This window comes from Leucobacter chromiireducens subsp. chromiireducens (genome assembly GCF_016758255.1).
GTDB classification, from domain to species: domain Bacteria; phylum Actinomycetota; class Actinomycetes; order Actinomycetales; family Microbacteriaceae; genus Leucobacter; species Leucobacter chromiireducens.
In genome coordinates this window covers 419061-438447 of sequence record NZ_QYAD01000003.1, presented here as the reverse complement: position 1 = coordinate 438447, position 19387 = coordinate 419061, and the positions used below count along the sequence as shown (strand labels likewise).

Annotated in this window: 15 protein-coding genes and 1 riboswitch; of the genes, 3 read left to right on the top strand and 12 right to left on the bottom strand. The window is 70.1% G+C overall.

Going from position 1 to position 19387, the window contains the following annotated elements; genetic code table 11:
• Positions 1 to 23 precede the first annotated feature (23 nt).
• From D3226_RS10675 to D3226_RS10645, 7 genes are all read right to left on the bottom strand, one after another.
• Complete coding sequence (locus tag D3226_RS10675) at positions 24 to 2018, bottom strand: ABC transporter ATP-binding protein (RefSeq protein ID WP_202382512.1); 1995 nt, start codon at positions 2016 to 2018, stop codon at positions 24 to 26.
• A gap of 64 nt (positions 2019 to 2082) precedes the next feature.
• On the bottom strand, positions 2083 to 2604 hold the full coding sequence (gene ribH / locus D3226_RS10670; RefSeq protein WP_202382511.1) for a 6,7-dimethyl-8-ribityllumazine synthase: 522 nt from the start codon (positions 2602 to 2604) through the stop codon (positions 2083 to 2085).
• A 39-nt stretch (positions 2605 to 2643) separates the two neighbouring features.
• A complete protein-coding gene (gene ribA / locus D3226_RS10665) occupies positions 2644 to 3927 on the bottom strand; it encodes a GTP cyclohydrolase II (RefSeq protein ID WP_202382510.1) in 1284 nt (427 codons plus the stop codon).
• Positions 3924 to 4613, bottom strand: coding sequence for a riboflavin synthase (locus D3226_RS10660; protein ID WP_202382509.1), 690 nt, complete (start codon positions 4611 to 4613; stop codon positions 3924 to 3926). The genes ribA and D3226_RS10660 overlap by 4 nt, the downstream gene beginning before the upstream one ends.
• Positions 4613 to 5731, bottom strand: coding sequence for a bifunctional diaminohydroxyphosphoribosylaminopyrimidine deaminase/5-amino-6-(5-phosphoribosylamino)uracil reductase RibD (gene ribD, locus D3226_RS10655; RefSeq protein ID WP_202382508.1), 1119 nt, complete (start codon positions 5729 to 5731; stop codon positions 4613 to 4615). The genes D3226_RS10660 and ribD overlap by 1 nt, the downstream gene beginning before the upstream one ends.
• 56 nt (positions 5732 to 5787) lie before the next feature.
• Positions 5788 to 5928, bottom strand: a riboswitch (FMN riboswitch).
• Between the two features lie 109 nt (positions 5929 to 6037).
• Positions 6038 to 6766, bottom strand: coding sequence for a DUF1345 domain-containing protein (locus tag D3226_RS10650; protein ID WP_202382507.1), 729 nt, complete (start codon positions 6764 to 6766; stop codon positions 6038 to 6040).
• Positions 6763 to 8931, bottom strand: coding sequence for a bifunctional lysylphosphatidylglycerol flippase/synthetase MprF (locus tag D3226_RS10645; RefSeq protein ID WP_202382506.1), 2169 nt, complete (start codon positions 8929 to 8931; stop codon positions 6763 to 6765). Before D3226_RS10645 ends, D3226_RS10650 begins: the two co-directional genes overlap by 4 nt.
• A 107-nt stretch (positions 8932 to 9038) precedes the next feature.
• Between D3226_RS10645 and D3226_RS10640 the strand changes: the two genes are divergently transcribed.
• Positions 9039 to 10076: an alcohol dehydrogenase catalytic domain-containing protein gene (locus tag D3226_RS10640; RefSeq protein ID WP_202382505.1), complete on the top strand. Its 1038-nt coding sequence runs from the start codon at positions 9039 to 9041 to the stop codon at positions 10074 to 10076.
• A 6-nt stretch (positions 10077 to 10082) separates the two neighbouring features.
• Here D3226_RS10640 and murG read toward each other — a convergent pair whose 3' ends face one another.
• Entirely contained in the window at positions 10083 to 11162 is a 1080-nt protein-coding gene (gene murG / locus D3226_RS10635; RefSeq protein ID WP_202382504.1) for an undecaprenyldiphospho-muramoylpentapeptide beta-N-acetylglucosaminyltransferase, read from the bottom strand.
• A 102-nt stretch (positions 11163 to 11264) separates the two neighbouring features.
• On the opposite strand from murG, the gene alr reads away from it, so the two are divergent.
• Complete coding sequence (gene alr, locus D3226_RS10630) at positions 11265 to 12431, top strand: alanine racemase (RefSeq protein ID WP_202382503.1); 1167 nt, start codon at positions 11265 to 11267, stop codon at positions 12429 to 12431.
• A gap of 13 nt (positions 12432 to 12444) precedes the next feature.
• Positions 12445 to 13482, top strand: coding sequence for a D-alanine--D-alanine ligase (locus D3226_RS10625; RefSeq protein WP_202382502.1), 1038 nt, complete (start codon positions 12445 to 12447; stop codon positions 13480 to 13482).
• Between the two features lie 27 nt (positions 13483 to 13509).
• Here the strand turns inward: D3226_RS10625 and D3226_RS10620 are convergent, their stop codons facing one another.
• From D3226_RS10620 to D3226_RS10605, 4 genes are read right to left on the bottom strand one after another with little or no spacing between them, the layout of a single operon-like run.
• Complete coding sequence (locus D3226_RS10620; protein WP_202382501.1) at positions 13510 to 15000, bottom strand: amidohydrolase; 1491 nt, start codon at positions 14998 to 15000, stop codon at positions 13510 to 13512.
• A 5-nt stretch (positions 15001 to 15005) separates the two neighbouring features.
• Complete coding sequence (locus D3226_RS10615; RefSeq protein WP_202382500.1) at positions 15006 to 16664, bottom strand: amidohydrolase; 1659 nt, start codon at positions 16662 to 16664, stop codon at positions 15006 to 15008.
• A complete protein-coding gene (locus D3226_RS10610; protein ID WP_202382499.1) occupies positions 16661 to 18412 on the bottom strand; it encodes a dipeptide ABC transporter ATP-binding protein in 1752 nt (583 codons plus the stop codon). Before D3226_RS10610 ends, D3226_RS10615 begins: the two co-directional genes overlap by 4 nt.
• The gene (locus D3226_RS10605; RefSeq protein WP_202382498.1) at positions 18409 to 19386 is read right to left on the bottom strand and encodes an ABC transporter permease; all 978 of its coding nucleotides are present in this window, start codon (positions 19384 to 19386) and stop codon (positions 18409 to 18411) included. The genes D3226_RS10610 and D3226_RS10605 overlap by 4 nt, the downstream gene beginning before the upstream one ends.
• Position 19387: the final 1 nt, after the last annotated feature.

Sequence of the window (19387 nt, the reverse complement as noted above, 5' to 3'; positions counted from 1 at the left end):
AATCCTAGCAGCGCGGGGCCGTTCTACTCCTGCGTTTCGGGCACCAATAGTTGGTGTCGCGCGAGCTCGCGGTACAGCGGCGTCGACGCAACGAGCTCCTCGTGCGTGCCCTCGCCCAGCACGCGGCCGCCATCGAGCACGATGATCTTGTCGGAGTCGACGACGGTCGACAAGCGGTGCGCGATGACGATGAGCGTGCGCCCCGTCGCGACCGAGTCGAGGGCATCGCGCATCAGCCGCTCGTTCACGCCATCGAGGCTCGCGGTCGACTCGTCGAGCAATAGCACGGGAGGAGCGGAGAGGAGGGCACGAGCGATTGCCAGCCGTTGCTTCTCGCCGCCGGAGAGCATGATGCCGCTCTCGCCGACCTGCAAATCGAGCGCCGCGGCGAGCTCTGCGGGGCTCTGCTCACTCGGCGCCGAGGTGTTGCCCGAGCTTGCCGCCCCGCCGGCGGCCCGGCCGAGCAGCCCGCCCAGGTTGACCGCCTGCAGCACGCGCGCGCAGGCCGCGTCGCTCGCGTCCGGCGCACCCAGGCGCAGGTTGTCACGCAGCGTTCCCGCGAGCACGGGTGCGTCCTGCTCCACGTAGCCGAGCTGGGCGCGCAGCTCCGTGCGGTCGAGGACGCGCAGGTCTGCGCCGAAGAGTGAGACCGAGCCCTGATCCGGATCGTAGAAACGCTCGATCAGCCCGAGGATTGTCGACTTGCCCGCGCCGGAGGGGCCGACGAGCGCCACGCGTGTGCCGCGCGCCACCTCGAAGTCCACACCGTGGAGCACGGGTGTGGCAACGATTTCCGCCGGGGGGACGTCGCGTGCACCACGAGTGCTGCGCACGAGCGACCGCGCATCCGCCCGTTCGGGCGCTGCGGAGCGGTAGGTGAAGTGCACGTCCGCGAAGCGGATCGCCGCTTCGCCCGCCACGCTCGCCTGCGCAAGCGGCACGATGCGGCCGAGCGGAGACAGCTCGGCATCGTGCGCGGTTTCCGTGGGGAGTGAGGTGATCTCCTGGATGCGGCCCAGCGCGCCGAGTGCCTGGTTCACCGCGGTGATCGCGCCAAACGCCTGGCCGAGCGGCATGATCATGAGGAACAGGAAGATGATGAAGGTGACGAGCTGCGCGATGGTGATCGCCCCCGTGGCGACGCGGTAGCCGCCGAGACCGAGCACCACGAGGAACGAGAGCTGCATCGCAAGGAACGAGACCGGCACGATGAACGCCGAGATCTTCGCGACCTTCACACCCAGGCCGTACGCTTCTTCCGCGTCGCGCACGGTGGCGCGTTCTTCGCGCTCCGCGGCGCCGGCCGCGCGAATCGTGCGGATCGACGAGACGGTGCGATCGACCTGCGCCGCGAGATCGCCCACCTTCTCCTGTGCACGCGCGACGGCGGGGCGGATACGGCTGCCCACGAGCACCACCACAACGAGGGCGACAAGAATCACGCCGAAGGTGATCCCGAACAGCACAGGATCGATGATGAGCATGCCGATCAGTGCGCCAATAAACACGAGGAGGCCGCTGATCGCCTCGACAAAGCCCTGCGTCAGGACGGCGCGCAGCAGCGTCGTATCGCTGCCGATGCGCGAGACGAGGTCGCCCGTGCGGCGCTGATCGAACTGCGAGATGGGCAAGTGCAGAATCTTCGCGATGAGGCGTCGGCGACTCGTCAGCACCACGCCCTCGCCCATGCGCTGCAGCACGTAGTGCTGGAGGCCGCTGAGTACGGCGCCGACCACCACAACCGCGCAGAGCACCACGAGCAGCCAGCCGAGCGCCTGGCCCGCCTCGACGCGGCCGATCACCTGGCCGAGGAGGAGCGGCTGCACGAGGGAGGCGGCGGCGCTGATGAGCCCGAGCACGAGTGCGATGGTGAGCAGGCGGCGCTGCTCGAAGAGATACGGGATCAGCTGTTTCAGCGAGGCGCGGGGGCCGCGCGGCGTCGAATCTGCGGACCGTGCGGGGCCGCGGCGACGCGACGCCCTGCGGTCCGACGAGGAGGAATCAGGGAGCCCGGACATACGCTCAACTCTACCGAGCGCGCCTGGGCGGCGACCGTGGCAGGTCGCCGCCCAGTGCCCGCGGTTAGTGCTCTGGAACGAGGCGGAGGGTGGGGCCCTCCTCGCGAATCTGCTTCGCCGTGATGGCGAGGTGCAGGGCCGCCTCGGCGGCCTCCTGTCCCTTCGACTCGGGAGCGCCGGGACGGCCCGAGCGGTCGAGCGCCTGCTGCTCCGTGTCAGTGGTGAGTACGCCGAAGCCAACGGGGCGGCCCGCGTCGAGCTGCACGCGCGTCAGGCCATCGGTCACCGCGTTACACACGTAGTCGAAGTGCGGGGTGCCGCCGCGGATGATGACGCCGAGGCACACGGCTGCGTCGAAACCGCCGCCGCCCTCGGCGACCGGCGCGAGCGCAACCTGCGCGGCGAGCGGCAGCTCAAATGCGCCGGCAACACGGAACAGGCTGTGCTCCGCGCCAGACGCGGTGAGCGTCTCCGCCGCGCCCACGACGAGCGACGACATGATCTCTTCGTGCCAGCTGCCGGCAATGATGGCGACGCGCAGTCCGGCTGCGTCGACAGTGAGGTTGGGGGCTCCCGCTCCACTCATGGGGATTCCTTTCGGTCGGGGTGATCGTGTGCGTCGGGACTAGCTGACCTGGTCGGGCAGCTGGTGGCCCATTCGGTCGCGCTTCGCGTTCAGGTAGCCGACGTTCTGCTCGGTGACGCCGACGACGAGCGGCACGCGCTCAACCACGTCGATACCGTGCGCCTCGAGCTGTGCCACCTTGTCGGGGTTGTTCGTGAGCAGGCGCACTCGGTCGATGCCGAGATCGGCGAGGATCTCGGCTGCAGCGGTGTAGTCGCGGTTGTCCGCGGGGAGCCCGAGCTGCAGGTTGGCGTCGAGCGTGTCGACCCCCTGCTCCTGCAGCTGGTAGGCGCGCAGCTTGTTCGCCAGGCCGATGCCGCGGCCCTCGTGCCCGCGCAGGTACACGACCACGCCACCGCGCTCATGGATGCGATCGAGCGCGGCATCGAGCTGCGGCCCGCACTCGCACTTGAGGGAGCCGAAGGCTTCGCCGGTGATGCACTCCGAGTGCACGCGCACGAGCGTCTCGCCCGTGGGCATCGCCCCGTCCGGGGTCGGCGCAACGAGCGCGATGTGATCGATACCGGCGCGGCGGTCGCGGTACGCGAGTGCGCGGAAATCGCCGCGCTCGGTGGGCAGCAGCGTGTTCGCGCGAAGACTGACGCTGCGGTTGCGCGTCGCACCCGTCGGGGCGCCGGCCGGATCGTGCTCGTTCAGGTAGGCGATGAGCTGCTCGATCGTGATGACGAGCACGCCCTCGCGTGCGCCGAGCTCGATGAGGCCGGGCAGGCGCATCATCTCGCCATCCTCCGCCACGATCTCCGCGATCGCGGCGACCGGGCGCAGGCCTGCGAGCTGCATGAGCTCAACGGCCGCCTCGGTGTGCCCATCGCGGGCGCGCACGCCGCCGTCGACCGCGCGCAGCGGCAGAATGTGACCCGGCCGGCGCACGTCGCCGGGTACGGCGTCGGCGTTCGCGAGCGCCTTGAGCGTGGTCATGCGGTCGCTCGCGCTGATGCCGGTGGTGATGCCCTCGGTGGCGTCGACGGTGACCGTGTACGCGGTGCCGCGGGCATCCTCATTGCGCTCCACCATCATGGGCAGATCGAGCTGATCGGCCACCGCGTTGGTCATCGGTGCGCAGAGCAGGCCGGACGACCAGCGCACGGTCCAGGCGATCCACTCCTGCGTCGCGAGTTCGGCCGAGATGATGACGTCGCCCTCGTTCTCGCGATTCTCGTTGTCCGCGACGATGACGGGTCGGCCCGCGGCGATGGCCGCGATGGCGTCCTCGATGCTGGCGATGCCCGGGGTGCGAGACGCTGCGGTGTCGGTGGTGCTCATGCGTGTGATCCTTCGATGGTGGTGGCGACGGCAGCGGCCGCGGGGGTCTGAGGGGCTGCGGGCACAACGCCCAGGCGCAGCATGCGCGCGACGTGGCGCGCGAGGATGTCGGTCTCGACGTTGACGCGGTCACCCGGAGTCAGCGCACCGAGCGTGGTCGCTGCGAGCGTCTCGGGGATGAGGGACACCTCGAACCACGCCTCCGTGGCCTCCGGCGCAGAGATCGCGGACACGGTGAGGGAGACGCCCGAGAGCGTCACCGAACCCTTGTCGACGAGCAGCGGGGCGAGCTCGGGGGAGAGACTGAAGCGCAGCACTCGCCAGGCTTCCGCGGGGGTGGTCGAGATGAGCTCGGCGGTCCCGTCGACGTGCCCCTGGACGATGTGACCGCCGAGACGGGTATCGACGCGTACCGCGCGCTCGAGGTTGACGGCGCTGCCTGCGGCGAGCTCGCCGAGCGTCGACATCTTGATGGACTGAGCCATCACATCGGCGGTGAAGGTGCCGCGGCCATCGGCGGCGGATCCCTGCTCGATCACGGTGAGGCACACGCCGGATACCGCGATGGACGCGCCGTGTTCGGCGTCACTCGTGACGAGCGGGCCCGCGATCGTGAGGCGCAGCGAATCGCCGACGGGGTCGACCGCGACGATCTCCCCGATCTCCTCGATGAGTCCTGTGAACATCAGTTTCCTTCCCCGGCCGGCTGGATGGCGGCCTTGACGAGTAGATCTGCGCCGAGCTGCGCGATGTGTGTGACGCGAAGACGGGTGATGCCGGTCATCGACGAGATGCCGAGATCGCCGATCGCGAGGCGTGGCCCACCGAGCAGCGCCGGTGCGAGGTACACGAGCACCTCGTCGACGAGCCCGGCAGCGATGAGCGCGCTCGCGACGCGCGGCCCGCCCTCCACGAAGATGTGCTGGATCCCTGCTGCGTGCAGCTCCGCAAGCTCGGCGGGAAGATCATCGCCCGAGATGCGGATCGGGGCCGCGAGCCCGCGGGCGGCCAGGGCCGGGTGCTCGCGCACCCGTGAGTTCGCCGGGATCTCACGGTGGCCAACGATGATGGGCACGGGCTGCTCTGCCGCAGGAACGAGCAGGCCACCGGCCTCGGCACGCGCGGTGAGCGCCGGATCGTCGGCAAGCAGCGTGCCGGTGCCGACCAGGATCGCGTCGGCCTCGGCGCGTCGGCGGTGCACGTCGCCGCGCGCGTCGACCCCCGTGATCCACTGGCTGCTGCCGTCGGCGGCTGCGGCGCGACCATCGAGCGTCTGCGCCCACTTCACGGTCACCCGCGGGCGCGGCAGCGGCGTTTCGGCGGCGGTGTCCGTCTGAGCTGCGGCGGCCTGCGTTGCGTGGCGGCCGAGCCACCCGGCAAGCAGCGTACGTGCCTCTCCGGCGAGCACACCGCCGCGCACCTCAGTGCCAGCGGCGCGCAGCGTTGCCGCGCCACCCGAAGACGCCTGACCGGGATCGCCGAGCGCGTACGCCACGGCGCCGATTCCGGCCTCCACGAGCGCGACGGCGCACGGTCCCGTGCGTCCCGTGTGGTTGCACGGCTCGAGCGTCACGACGGCGGTGAGTTCCGAGATCCGGCCCTGCCATTCCGCGGGGAGGTGCGCCAGCGCATCCACCTCCGCGTGCGGGGTGCCGGCGCCGCGGTGCCAGCCCTCAGCGACGATGCGACCGTCCGGTCCGAGCAGAACGCAGCCGACGCGAGGATTTGCGTCGAGCGCAGGGCCGCGGGTCGCGATGGCGAGTGCGCGTCGCATCCCCGCCTCAATGAGCTCCTGCTCCAGCATCCCGTCCGCTACTTCCTGCGTACCGGGTGCGCGCGGGGTCGCGGGGTCGCCGCGACTGCGCGTTCCTCTCATCCGGACTCGAACGGGAACCCCCGTCCATCACCGTCGGTCTCGGAATTTCACCAAGTCAACCCCACGGAGTGGAGCTCGCGGACTGTCACCGCCGGTTCGGAATCACACCGACCCCGGAACACGGGACTCATCGTACCCCGTTGCGTGGTGCGTGACCAGTGCGGGGTCCGCCTGTCCGCCGGTGGCGGAACCGGGTGTTTTCGGGAATATCTGCGCGGGCGTCACCGCGAGGCGCTACGCGAAGAGCTGGGCGAAGAGCTTGCCGTTCGCGATCACGTTCATCGTGAGCACGATGATGAGCGCGTTGAAGAAGAACGCGAGTGTGGTGTGCCAAACGATGGTCCAGCGCATGCGCGAATCCACCACCTTCACATCGGAGACGGCGAACGTGGTGGCGTTGGTGAACGCGAGGTACACGAAGTCGACGAGGCGTGGGTCGGGCGTCCCCGGAAACTCGAGCGGGGGAGACGCCGCACGGTGGTAGCGGGAGAAATACACGCGCGCATAGCCCCAGTTGAACATCGCCCACGAGAGCAGCATCGCCCACACCGCGATGAACTCGCTCACCGGCTCGTGCTGATCCTGCCCGATGCTCGTGATGAGGTCGACGGCGACGCTCAGCCCCACCGCGCTCGCACCGAGTGAGATGAGCGTCGAGAGCGCCCGGGTGAGTGGGTGGCCAACGAGCACTCGAGTTGCTGCCGGGTTCGGGTCACCGACCCGCACCAGAATGTTGAGGGCGAAGATGGTGAGCGACAGGTACAGCGTGGCCACCAAACACCAGGTGAGCATCGCCCCGAGGTCGAAGCCGTCCTCGGGCCCCCACAGGAGCAGCCAGCCGAGCCAGATCAGTACGATCTGGGCGCCGATGCCGAGGATCTCGCCGCCCACGCTGAGCGTCGTGCCGAGCGTGCGGCCGAAAGATCGGCGCGGTCCGCGCTCGCGCGGGGGTGCGGCGCTCATTGGGCGCCCTCCCCGGCCGCAGCCGGAGCCGGTTTCGCGGCGGCCGTCGACGCGAGCAGATCGCGCAGCGACGCGTCGGGGAGGTACGCGCGCGTGAGCGCGATCCCGATCCGCGGGAGGTCCCCCTCGTCGCGGAAGAGGAGGTGCAGCGGCGCCGCACGGGGGTTGAACTTCTGCTTGAAGCGGTGCAGCGACTTGAAGCCGTACAGCGGCTCGATGAGTGCCCCCACCTGGTCGAGCACCTGGTCAACCGGCCCGGCCGCGGCCTCCGCCGAGCGCACGAGGGGCGCACCGGAAAGCGAGAGGAACTCGAAGCCCGCCTCAGAGAAGTGCTGCGCGGCCGATGCGATCAAGAACTCCATGACCGGCCCGAACCCGCCATCGCGTCGCCGCATGAGGTCGAGGGTCCAACCGACCACGCGGGGCTCACCCGTCGCCGGGTCTGCGGGTCCGTGCACGGGCAGCCACGACGTGATGCCGTGCAGGCTCCCGTCTGCGTCGACCGCGATGCCGACGTACACGGCGGGATCGAGCGCCTCATCGACCGTCCCGAGCGTGAACCGCATCTCTGGCAGCCCCTTGTCGCCCGTCCACTGCTCGGAAATGGCGCGCACCTGCGCGAGCACGTTCCAGGGCTCGTCGGCGAGCCGCACCATGCGAAACGAGATGCCCTCGCGGTTCGCGCGGTTGATCGCCGTGCGCACCGCGCCCCAGGCCTTGCCTGTGAAGGCGAGCCCGGGGAGGTCGACAATCGTGTCCTCGGCGATCACCACCGAGCGCCACCCAGCGGGTTTTGCACGCTCGCCCGCCTCGCTCACGGAGAAGGCGCACGGGATGAGCCCGGCGCGCTGCGAAACCCGTTCAAACTCCGCGAAGGCCGCGGGCTGCTCGCCGGCCGCCACGATCGGGTCCCCGAGCATGATGGCCACGCCCGCGTGCGGTTGGAACGTGATCGCGCCCGTGCCCGCGGCGATGTGCCGGTTGCCGCGCCAGGTGGTCATCCACGAGATCGTGCCGCCGCCGAAGCGCTGCAGGCGCTCGGTCGCCTGCTCGGTGGTGAGGTGCTCGGCCGCGAGCGTGCGTCGCGAGCGACGCAGCGGTACCCGGAATGCGCCGCGGCCGATGATGATCACCACGAGGAACGCGGCCCACAGTGCGGCGGGCGCGATGAGCCCGCCGAGATACTCGCCCACCGAGTCGATGAGCTCGAGGGCGACGAAGAGCTTCAGTGCGGCGAACGCCAGCGCCGCGACCGCGATGTTGAACACCGCGAGGATGATCGCGCCGATCCACGCCAGCCGCACGCCCTGGCGCACTCCGTTCGCGATGATCGCGATGACCGCCACGTCGATCGCAACGTCGACGAACGAGGCGATCGGCTGGTTCTGTCCGAGTGGGCCGTCGTACGGGACGATGAGGTCGATCACCTGGATCACACCGATCGCGATGAGGCCCGAGAACGCGATGAGGCGCCACTCGCGCTCGCTCGGCCGGCCCGCGGGGCGGCGGAACGCGGGGAGCCACCCGCTCACCGCGAGGGCCGCGACCATCGCGACAGCGTGCTCGACATCGTGCAGCTGGCCGAGGTACAGCAGCGAGATCCCCACCCAGATCACCACCGCGATGCGGGCGCGCAGGCGCCACGGGGCGGGGAGCGTCGCGATCGCGAACACGAGCGCGGCGAGCGCACCGCACGAGGGGCCGACGTCGGAGTGCTTTGCGATCTCAACGGCCCAGGGCCAGCCGGTCTGCGCGACGATCATGAGGAGCCCCGCAGCGCCGAGCACGCCGACCACGTGGCCGGCCGCGAAGAGCCCCAGCGTGCGGAGCCACCCGAAGCGCCACTCCGCCCAGCCGACACCGCCAACGACGAGCGGCAACAGTGTGAGGTAGACCAGCGGGTGGTCCACGAAGAACGGCGAGGTCGCGAGGGTCCACCAGCGTCCCTCCGCAAACGCGGGAATGCCGGTGGCAATCTGGTCGTACCAGGGCTTGTCGACCACGGGGCTGAGTAGCGTGCCGGTGGCAGCGCCGACCGCGAGCAGCGCGGCGAGGAGGGCAACCGTGAACGGGAGCCGCCGCAGCACGGCAACGAACGGTGGGCGCTGCCGCAGCGGTGGTGTGGTCTGGGGCGCGGCCGTGGGGCGGACGGCGTCGTCGGTCATGGACACAGTCTAGAGTTTTCGCAGCGCTCGCCAGTAGCCTGGATCGTGAGGACGCCGTTCCGACGCCCCAAGTGTCGCGGCCTTCCGTGGCCGCAGGAGGAGAACCGATGCGAGCAGTCACCTATGTCAAGAACAACACCGTTGAGGTGCGGGAGAAGCCCACTCCCGAAATCGAGCCGGATCAGGTGCTGCTGCGCGTTGGTGGCGCCGGCGTCTGCCACTCGGACATCTCCATCATCGGCATGGGCGACGAGAACCCGCTGATCGGCAGCACACTGGGCCACGAGGTTGCGGGCACGATCGAGCAGCTCGGCGCGAACGTCACGGGGTGGGAAGTGGGGCAGCGCGCCATCGTCGCGCTGATCCTGTCATGCGGGCAGTGCCGCGAGTGCCTCGCAGGTCGCGACAACCAGTGCGAGGTGGTTGCACCTCGCGGTTCGCTCGCGCCCCTCTCGCCCGGGATCGGGAGCCCGGGCGGCATGGCCGACTACATCGCGGTGCGGGCGCACCACCTCGACCCGATCGGTGAGCTCGACCCCGTAGCGGCTGCGCCGCTCGCGGACGCGGCGCTTACCCCGATGCACGCGATCAACACGGTGCGCGATCGGCTTTCGGGCGACGCCACCGTGGTGACGATCGGGCTGGGCGGGCTTGGCCACATGGCGCTGCAGATCCTCGCGGCGACCACGGGCGCCCGCATCATTGCGCTCGACACCGATCCCGAGAAGCTCGCGTTCGCCGAAGCGCACGGCGCGGACCTCGCGATTCCGAGCGATGGCGAGGCCGCGGCCCGAATCCTCGCCGAGACCGGCGGGGTGGGCGCTGACGTGGTGTTCGACTTCGTTGGCGTGCAGCCGACGGTCGACCTCGCGCTCGCGGTGGTGCGCGGCGGCGGCGCGATCCGCTTCGTCGGTCTCGGCGGGGGGTCGTTCACCTACACCGCGGGCAACAGCGCGCTGCCGTGGGGTGTGAACATCGAGCGTGCCTACGGCGGCACCCGCGCCGACATGCGGCAGGTGGTGGCGCTTGCGCAGGCAGGCAAGATCGGCGTCGAGGTGGTGCGTTACGGCCTCGATGACGCGGTGCAGGCATTCGATGACCTGCACCACGGTCGCATTGCGGGGCGCGCAGTCCTCGTCCCCTGAGCCTGCCTAGGCTGAGGCGCTGATCGCCTGTTCGACGAGTGCGAGCAGGCGATCAGTGCCGTCTCGGGTGCCGAACGCTGCGGCGGAGGCCGTCATTCGGGCACGCTCCGCGGGGTCACCGAGCAGCGGCAGTACGCGCTCCCTGACCGCGCGCGCGGTGAACTCGCGGTCATCGATCAGGCGTGCCCCGCCTGCCGCCACCACGCCGCGGGCGTTCAGCGCCTGCTCGCCGTTGCCCACGGCGTAGGGCACGTACACAGCAGGGATCCCGAGCGCGCTGAGCTCGCTCACGGTCGCCGAACCCGAGCGGCACACGACAAGGTCAGCGACCGCGTAGGCGAGATCCATCCGATCCGCATACGGGATGACCACGCGGTCCGGGGAACCGCTTGCGTCGACCTCTTCGGCGCGCGCGTTGCCCGTCACGTGGAGGAGTTGCCAGCCCGCGGCGATCACCTCGGGCCAGGTGTCCGCGAGCGCCTCGTTGATGCGGCGCGCGCCCGCGGAGCCGCCGAACACGAGCAACACTGGGCGATCCGGATCGAGCCCGAAGTGGCGGGCCGCCGCCGCCCGCTCCGCCGCGCGATCCAGGGTCTCGATCTCCGCGCGGAGCGGCATCCCCACGACGCGGGCACCGCGCAGCGGAGTGTCCGGAAAGACGGTTCCGACCGCCGCCGCGTGGCGCGCACCCCACACATTCGCGAGGCCGGGCCGCGCGTTGGCCTCGTGGAGCACGAACGGGATCCGCTCGCGGCGCGCAGCAACGTAGGCGGGCATCGCCGCGTAGCCGCCGAAACCGAGCACCACGTCGACCTTGCGCTCCCGCAGCAGCTCGCGCGTGCGCGTCACTGCGCGGCGGAATCGGACGGGGAACTGCAGCGCGGCGACGTTCGGGCGGCGTGGAAACGGCACACGCGGGATCGTCTCAAGCACATAGCCACGCTCGGGCACGAGCCGCGACTCGAGCCCCTCGGCTGTGCCGAGCACCACGATGGTGGCGGCGCGCGTGCGCAAGCGGTCGGCGGTGGCGAGAAGTGGGTTCACGTGCCCGGCGGTGCCCCCGCCCGCGAGGAGATAGGTCGTCATGCGGGCAGCCTAGCTTCGCGCTGCTGACCGCCCGCCGCATATCGCGAGCGTATGCAAAACCGCATACGGGGTGGCAACACGGCCGTTGGAAAACTGATCCGCATGCACCCCACTGGCTCCGAACTCATCGTGCACGACGCCGCGATCCGAGAGAACACGGCCACCTTTGCGGCGCTGACCGGCGGCCGTGTCATGGCTGTGCTCAAGGCGGACGCGTTCGGCCACGGCGCGATCGCGCGTTCCGTGCTCGAAGCCGGCGCGTGCTCGATCGGCGTCGCAGCCCTGCCCGAGGCGCTGGCCCTGCGCGAGGGCGGCGTCGACGCGCCGCTGCTCAGCTGGCTGAACACGCCCGATGCCGACTTCGAGGCGGCGATTCACGCTCGGATTGAGCTCGCGGTGCCAAGCGCCGAACACCTGCATGCCATCGGTGCAGCTGCGGCCCGGCTGGGCACACGGGCCAGCGTCCACCTGCACGCCGATGTGGGCATGGCGCGCGACGGCTGCCCGCCGCGTGAGTGGTCGGCGCTGTGCACGCTCGCGCGCGAGTACGAGGCGATCGGGGCGATTCGGGTCACGGGCATCATGGGGCACCTGTCGTGCGCGGATGATCCCGAGCACCCGCAAAACATCCGCGAGCGTCTCGTGTTCGAGAACGCCGCGCGTACCGCGGGGCGACGAGGCCTCTCACCCCGTGCACTGCACCTCGCAGCCACCGCGGCGACGCTCACGGGGGCAGTGCCGCGCTTTGACGTGTCTCGTATCGGTGCGGGGCTCTTCGGAATTGACCCATCGCGCAGCACCACGGCGCTCCGCCCCGCGCTCACGCTCCGCTCCCGGGTGGTGTCCGTGCGCGAGGTGGGTGCCGGCACCGGGGTGGGATATGGCCTCGACTTTGTCTCCGAGCGGCGCACGCACCTCGCCCTGCTCCCCGTCGGCTATGGGGATGGCCTGCCGCGCGAGGCCTCGGGCAAGGCCGAGGTACTCGTCCGCGGCCGTCGTCGGCCGCTCGTCGGCCGCATCTCCATGGACATGGTGGTAGTCGACACCGGCGACGATGTGCTCGAGCCGAACGAGGCCGTCACGCTCTTCGGGCCGGGCGACACCGGTGAGCCCACCGTCGCCGAGTGGGCCGAGTGGTCGCACACCATCGAACACGAGATCGTCACCCGCCTCGGCAGCCGCGCGTCTCGCATCAGCCGCACCCTCGATACCGCCAACGCCGTCAGCGACGCCCGCACCCGCGACACCGTCAACACCCCGCAACTCTGAGGAGACTCACGCAATGACCCAGCCGCTCACCCCCGCACCCCTGCGACGCCCGCGTGATGGCCGCACCCGGCCACAGCCCGCGCGCATCGCCGTCATCGGGGGCGGCGCGAACGACGAGCACAGCGTCTCGCTCGCCTCTGCCGCCGCGGTTGCGCGCGCGGTGCGCGAACTGGAACTGATCCCCGTGCCGCTCACCGTCACCGCCGAGGGTTCCTGGTGCGACGACGCCGGCCGGCCGCTCCCCGCACACGAGGTCGTGCAGCAGCTCACAGCGTGCGACGTCGCCTTCCCCGTGCTGCACGGCGTGAACGGTGAGGATGGCACGGTCGCTGGTTTCTTGCAGCTCTGCGGCGTGCCCGACGCCGGGTCGCCCGTGCGCGCGGGAGCGCTCGGGATGGACAAGCAAGCCACCAAACACCTCGCGGCAGAGCTCGGGATCGGCGTCGCGCCGGGTATGCTCGCCCCCACACGCGATGCAGCGCTCGCCGCAGGGGCGGTCCCGCAGACCGCCCGCGACCTCGAGCCGCCGTTCGTGGTGAAGCCGGCGAATGGCGGGTCAAGCAATGGCGTGTTCGTGGTGCCGGATCGCGCGGGGCTGGCCGACGCGATCGAGGGGGCGCGCGATTTCGGGGAGCCCGTGCTCATTGAGCAGTACGTGCGCGGCCGCGAGATCGACATTGCGGTGTTCCGCGACCGCACCGGTGAGCTCCGCGTGGGGGCAACGCTTGAGATTGGCGTGGTGCCCGGCGGGGTGTTCGATCGGGCTGAGAAGTACGACGGCAGCGCCGAGTTCACCGTGCCCGCGCCGCTCGATGAACCCGAGGAGGCCGCGCTGCAGCAGGCCGCGACGCAGCTCTACGATGCGCTCGGCTGCCGCGGGGTGGCGCGCTTTGACTTCTTCCACACGGCCGCCGGGCTGGTGCTGAACGAGGTGAACACGGCGCCCGGCATGACCGAGCAGTCCCAGGTACCGCGCATGTATGCGGCGCGTGGCCTGAGCTACCCGGGGCTCATCGCGGAGCTGATCGCGGCGGCGTTGGCCGCCGACTAGCCCGCCCGCGTCCGTCGGGCGTTGAGTCTAGCGCTGCGCGAGCTCTGGCGCGCGGTGCGTCAGCGTGCCACCCAGGAGGGTCGCGGCAACGTGCGTTTCGGACAGCAGATCGGGATCGCTGCGCAGCGGGTCCGTGTCGAGCAGCACCAGGTCGGCAGGATCGCCTACCGCCGGGCGCAGCGCGCCCCGCATCGACGCCGCGAGTGCGACGGTGGCGGGGAGCCGCTCGGCCGGTGTCCACGGCGTCTCGCCCGGCCGGGCACGGGTCACCGCCGCCTGGATCCAACGCCACGGATCGAGTGCCGCCACGGGGGCATCCGAGCCGAACACGAGGTGCGCACCCGTCGCGTGCAGCGAAGCCAGGGGGAACGTGCGCTCGGCTCGGCCCGGCCACTGCAACTCCGTTGCCTCGCGATCGTCGACGAGGTGTTCGGGCTGCACGCTCGCGGTGATGCCGAGCTCCGCGAAGCGCGCGATGTCCGCCGTGCGGAGCAGCTGCGCATGCTCCATGCGGCCCCCACGGCCCAGCGCCTCGTATGCGTCGAGCACCTGGGCGACGGCGCGATCTCCGATGGCGTGCAGAGTGAGGCCCAGCCCCGCCGCGGTGGCACGGCGCATCATGGCGAGCAGCTCGTCGGCGGCGACGAGCGAACGCCCGTGGTCGCCCGACGGGTACGGGTCGCAGCACCAGGCGGTGCCCGTGCCGAGCGAGCCGTCGGTGATCATCTTGAGCGGGCCAACGGTCAGTCGCCCAGCGCTGCCGAGCGCATCACCGGAGCGGTACCCCGCGTCGATCGCACGCTCGAGCTGGTTCGGGTAGATACCCGCTTCAACGCGGAGCAGATCGAAGCCGGCGGCCTCCCGACGCAGCCAATCGTCGATGCACCATCGCATCTCAAGGTCCACGATGCCCACCACACCGCGCGCGGCCGCTGCACGGCCCGCGCGGGCAACAAGTTCGTCGAGTTCGGTCGGCGCGAGCGAGTCAATCTCGCGCAGCAGGGCGAAGCACTCATCCTCGACGATGTGTCCGTCGCCCTCGACGGGCAGCCCGCGCGCGGCGAGCGCGGCCGAGTTCAACCAAATTCCGTGCAGGTCCGCGCTGATCACTACGAGTGGTCGCTCGCCCGCGAGCGCGTCGAGCGCCGCGCGGGTGATTCCCGTGGTCCACGCGCCGGCTCGCGCCCGTACGGCCACGAACTCGGGCGCCGAAGAGACGTCCGCCGCTGCGCGCGCAGCCTCGTCCGCGCGCAGCCCAGTTGCGAGGAGCTCGAGCGCCTCTGCCGCTGACTCCGTGGCACCCAGGTCGAAGCGGCTCGACTGCTGCGCCCACTGTCCGAAGTGCACGTGCTCGTCCCACAGGCCCGAGGTGAGATATCGGCCGTCGGCGTCGATCCCCGCGGGGGCCTCGGCTGTCGTGCCCGCTGGCGTCACTCCGACGATGCGTCCGTGCTCAAGCGCGACGTCGACGGGGGCATCCTGCCCGAGGAAACGGACAGAGCGAAGCTGCGAGATCATGCTCGCTACGGTACTCGGTGCGAGACGGTGCCGTTCACCACCGTGAGCAGCACCTCCGACTCGGCGAAGCGTTCGGGCGCGGCGCTGAGCGGGTCATCTCGGAACACCGCGAGATCGGCAATCGCCCCCGGCGCAATGACCCCGTCGCTGGGACGGTCGATCGAAGCCCACGGCCCATGCGTGATCGCCACGAGCGTGCGCTCGGGAGAGAGCGCCTGGTGTGCGTCGACGGCCGGCCGATCCGAGCCGTGCCTGCGGCGCGTCACGTTCGCGGCGAACACGCGTCGCGCGTCGAACTCTTCAACGGGCCAATCAGAACCGAGCGCAACGATCGCACCGGCGGCGTCCAGGTCGGCGACGCGCCAGCCGTGGGCCGCGCGCTCCGAACCGCGGCCCAGCAGCGTCGTCCACATGTCGCAGCCGTCAGGGCGCTGGGTGAACGCGTGGATCGGTTGCATGCTCGCCGGCACTCCCAGCTCAGCGAAGCGGGGCACGAGGTGATCCGGGATGGTCTCGATGTGTTCGATGCGGTGCGTCACCCCGCGGTGCTGCTCGGGGATCGACGCAACCGTGTCGAGCACGAACTCGACTGCGCGGTCGCCGATCGCGTGCGTTGCGCTCGGCACCCCGTTCGCAGCGAGCGCGTGGATGGTCTGCGTGAAGAGCTCGCTGGGCACCCAGTAGGGCTCGAGCCCGCCGCCGCGGGTATCGGCCTCGAAGAGCCACGCGGAGCCGTTGTCGATGCTGCCATCGAGCATGAACTTCACGCCCTCGATCTGCCAGCGTCGCCCGCCGACGCCCTGCAGATCAATCATGCGCCGCAGCGTTTCGGCCCAGGGCTCGCTCGCCCGCCAGAGCGGCGAGACGCGCACGCGCACGGGGAGATCGCCCGCCTCCTCGAGCGCGCGCAGCACCTCGATGTCGCCCTCCTCCATGTTCATTTGGTGGAGCGAGGTGTAGCCGGATGCAGCGAACTCGGCGAGCTTGTCGCCCACCGCGGCGACGCGGTCAGCGAATGGCATGCGTGGGTAGAGGTCGGTGACGAGCAGTTCGGCGTCTGACTCGATGAGGTAGCCAGTGGGCACACCGTTCGCGTCGCACTCGATAGAGGAGTTGTTGCCGAAGTCGCGGGGGCCGTCGATGCCGGCGAGCTCGAGCGCGCGCGGGCTCGCGATCACTGAGTGGCCGTCGAAGAGCAGCAGGTAGCCGGGACGGCCGCCAAACGCTTCGGCGAAGGGTTCGTTGGTGGGTTCCTCGCCAACGAACAGGTCGAATGACAGCCCGAAGCCGCGCACCCACTCGTCGGGACCCAGATCCGCGGCGAACGCGGCAATCCGCTCGGCCACCTCGGCGACGCTCTCGCACTCATGAAGCATGAGCGCGCGGTGGCGCGACTCGGCACCCGAGAGCGGGTGGACGTGGGCGTCGACAAAGCCGGCGGTAATCGTGGCGTCACCGAGCTCAACGATCGTGGCGTCGCTCGTGTCCCAGGTGTGCGCCTCAGCGCGCGTGCCGACCGCTGCGATACGCCGGCCGTTCACCGCCACGGCCTGCAGCTCGGGGAGATCGGCAGACGGGCCCAGCCCGGTGCGCACCCGCCCGCCGAGCAGCACGAGGTCCGCTCGAACCTGGTGGGGGTGTGACGGGGCGGTCGGGGCGGTCATGCGGGCTCCTCGGTCAGCAGGATGGGATGCTCGGGATCGGCGCTTGCCGCGCGGCGCTGGCGCTGCACGGCAGGGTCGGGCACGGGCACCGCGGCGATGAGGCGCTGCGTGTACTCGTGCTGCGGCTCGTGCAGCACCCGCTCGGTCGGGCCGATTTCCACGAGCTCGCCCTGCCGCAGCACACCCACGCGATGCGCGAGCATCTCGACCACGGCGAGGTCGTGGCTGATGAACAGCGACGCGAAGCCCAGCTCCCGCTGCAGCCCTGAGAAGATGTCGAGCACCTTTGCCTGCACGGACACGTCGAGTGCGCTCGTCGGCTCGTCCGCGATGACCAGCTCGGGCCCCAGAGCGAGCGCCCGCGCGAGGCCCACGCGCTGGCGCTGGCCGCCCGAAAGCTCGAACGGATAGCGATCGGCGTACGAGGCAGGAAGCTCGACGGCGTCGAGCAACTCGATTGCTCGGGCTCGGTGTGCTCGCTTGCCGCCGCCTACCCGATGGATTCGCATCGGCTCAGCAATGCACTGTTCGACGGTCATGAAGGAGTTGAAGGAGGCCGCTGGATCCTGGAATACGAAGCCGATGCGGCGCCGCAGCGCGCGGAGCTCCCGACGCTTCAGCTGGGTCAGCTCGGCGCCGAACACCCGCAGCGATCCGGCACCGATGGTTTCGAGACCCCCGATCGCGCGGCCAATTGTCGATTTGCCCGAGCCGGATTCTCCGACCAGGCCGAGCACTTCTCCGCGGGCGATGGTGAGATCCACCCCGCGCACGGCGCGGACGGGGTGCGTGCCGAAGCCGCTCGTGTACACGACGTCGACTGATGAGAGTGTGACCGCCTGCTCGGGTTCTGCCGCTGCGGCTCCCGCTGGTGCGGCCGATGGCTCCTGGACACTGTCCGTCAGGCGTCCTCCGGCGCCGAGGCGCGGCACTGCGGCGAGGAGCTGCTGCGTGTACTCCTCGCGCGGATTCGCGAAGAGCTCGGCAACCGGGGCTTCCTCAACCAGGTCGCCTCGATACATCACGGCCACACGGTCGGCGAGGTCAGCGACCACACCCATGTTGTGGGTGATCAGCACAATGGACGCGCCGAATTGATCGCGGCACTCGCGGAGCAGGTCGAGGATCTCGGCCTGCACAGTGACGTCGAGCGCCGTGGTGGGCTCGTCGGCGATGATCACTTTGGGGCGCAGGGCGAGCGCCATCGCGATGACGATGCGCTGCTTCTGGCCACCCGAGAACTGATGTGGGTAGTGGTGCAGGCGGCGCTCGGGCTCGGGGATGCCGACGGCGCGAAGCATCTCGATCGCGCGAGTGCGCCGTTCTGTGCGATCGGACATGCCGTGCGCGCGCAGCCCTTCTTCGAGCTGCCAGCCGATGGAGAACACGGGGTTCAACGCCGTGGACGGCTCTTGAAAAATCATGGCGGCCTGGTTGCCGCGCAGCTCACGAAGCTCGGCGGGGGAAGCGGTCAGCACGTCCTCGCCGGAAAGCAGCACAACACCGGAGCGGCGGGTGCGCGGCGGGAAGAGGCCCAGCACCGCGCGTGCGGTGAGGGTCTTGCCGGATCCTGACTCGCCGACGATCGCGAGGATCTCGCCGGGCTCCACGCTGAGCGACACATTGTTCACCGCGTGAACGGTGCCGTGCGGGGTGTCAATGTTCAGCGTCAAACGGTCGATCTCGAGCGGAAGCGCGGATGCGTCGCCGGCTCCGGGGCCGGCGATGGGGGCGGTCGAGGCGGTCATGCCTGGAACTCCTTCTTCATGCGTCCCGGTGCGAACACGGAGACCATGCGGGCAAAGATACCGGGGCGTCCGAGCGCGGAACGTGAGCGCTGGTCAACGAGGTCGCGCAGCCCGTCACCGATGAGGTTCAAGGCGAGCACCGTGATCACGAGGAACGCGGCCGTGATGAGGATCATCTGCGGGGCCTGCATGATGACGGACTTCCCGTCGTAGAGGATGTTGCCCCAGCTGGCGTGCGGCGCGGGGACGCCGGCGCCGAGGAAGCTCATTGCGGCCTCGGTGATGACGGACTCCGCGAACGTAAATGTGGCCTGGACCACGAGTACGGACATGACGTTCGGGAGGATGTGGCGCAGCATGATGTGGAACATTCCGCCACCCTGCATGGTGCTCGCCGTGACGAACGTTTCCGAGCTCACAGCGAGTGCGCGTGCGCGCACGAGGCGTGCGATTCCTGGCGTGTAGACGATCGCGAGGGCGATGACGAGGTTGGTGACGCTGGGGCCGAGCGCGGCAGCAAGGGCGACGGCGAGCAGGATCGCAGGGATGGCCATCAGGCCATCACAGATGCGCATCAGGATCGCGTCGAGCACCGAGTTGAACACGGCGAGGATGCCGATCAGTGTGCCGATCACCCCGCTGACGAGTGCGACGACGAAGCCGACGAGCAGCGAGGTGGCGGCGCCCGAGATGATGCGCGCGAAGAGGTCACGGCCAAAGTTGTCCGTGCCGAAAATGTACTCGGCCGACGGCTTCGCCAAACGGTTCGCGGGATCGACCGCGTAGGGGTCGAGCTGCAGCAGCGGCGGCAGCACGTACGAGATGAGGAAGATCGCGAGGATGATGAGAAGCCCCACCATGAAGCCCGTGTTGGCGAGCACGCGGTGCCACACCGAGTTCTTGGGTTGCTCCGGCTGCATCGACAGCACGGTCGTACTGGGGGCTGGCGGGTTCTGGGGACTGGTTGCGGTCATG

Excerpts from the sequence above, each read along its gene's own strand:
- D3226_RS10675 (WP_202382512.1), bottom strand. The coding sequence starts at position 2,018 with ATGTCCGGGCTCCCTGATTCCTCCTCGTCGGACCGCAGGGCGTCGCGT.
- D3226_RS10640 (WP_202382505.1), top strand. The coding sequence starts at position 9,039 with ATGCGAGCAGTCACCTATGTCAAGAACAACACCGTTGAGGTGCGGGAG.
- D3226_RS10620 (WP_202382501.1), bottom strand. The coding sequence starts at position 15,000 with ATGATCTCGCAGCTTCGCTCTGTCCGTTTCCTCGGGCAGGATGCCCCC.
- murG (WP_202382504.1), bottom strand. The coding sequence starts at position 11,162 with ATGACGACCTATCTCCTCGCGGGCGGGGGCACCGCCGGGCACGTGAAC.
- D3226_RS10615 (WP_202382500.1), bottom strand. The coding sequence starts at position 16,664 with ATGACCGCCCCGACCGCCCCGTCACACCCCCACCAGGTTCGAGCGGAC.
- D3226_RS10660 (WP_202382509.1), bottom strand. The coding sequence starts at position 4,613 with ATGTTCACAGGACTCATCGAGGAGATCGGGGAGATCGTCGCGGTCGAC.
- D3226_RS10645 (WP_202382506.1), bottom strand. The coding sequence starts at position 8,931 with ATGACCGACGACGCCGTCCGCCCCACGGCCGCGCCCCAGACCACACCA.
- ribD (WP_202382508.1), bottom strand. The coding sequence starts at position 5,731 with ATGCTGGAGCAGGAGCTCATTGAGGCGGGGATGCGACGCGCACTCGCC.
- alr (WP_202382503.1), top strand. The coding sequence starts at position 11,265 with ATGCACCCCACTGGCTCCGAACTCATCGTGCACGACGCCGCGATCCGA.
- D3226_RS10610 (WP_202382499.1), bottom strand. The coding sequence starts at position 18,412 with ATGACCGCCTCGACCGCCCCCATCGCCGGCCCCGGAGCCGGCGACGCA.
- ribH (WP_202382511.1), bottom strand. The coding sequence starts at position 2,604 with ATGAGTGGAGCGGGAGCCCCCAACCTCACTGTCGACGCAGCCGGACTG.
- ribA (WP_202382510.1), bottom strand. The coding sequence starts at position 3,927 with ATGAGCACCACCGACACCGCAGCGTCTCGCACCCCGGGCATCGCCAGC.
- D3226_RS10625 (WP_202382502.1), top strand. The coding sequence starts at position 12,445 with ATGACCCAGCCGCTCACCCCCGCACCCCTGCGACGCCCGCGTGATGGC.
- D3226_RS10650 (WP_202382507.1), bottom strand. The coding sequence starts at position 6,766 with ATGAGCGCCGCACCCCCGCGCGAGCGCGGACCGCGCCGATCTTTCGGC.
- D3226_RS10605 (WP_202382498.1), bottom strand. The coding sequence starts at position 19,386 with ATGACCGCAACCAGTCCCCAGAACCCGCCAGCCCCCAGTACGACCGTG.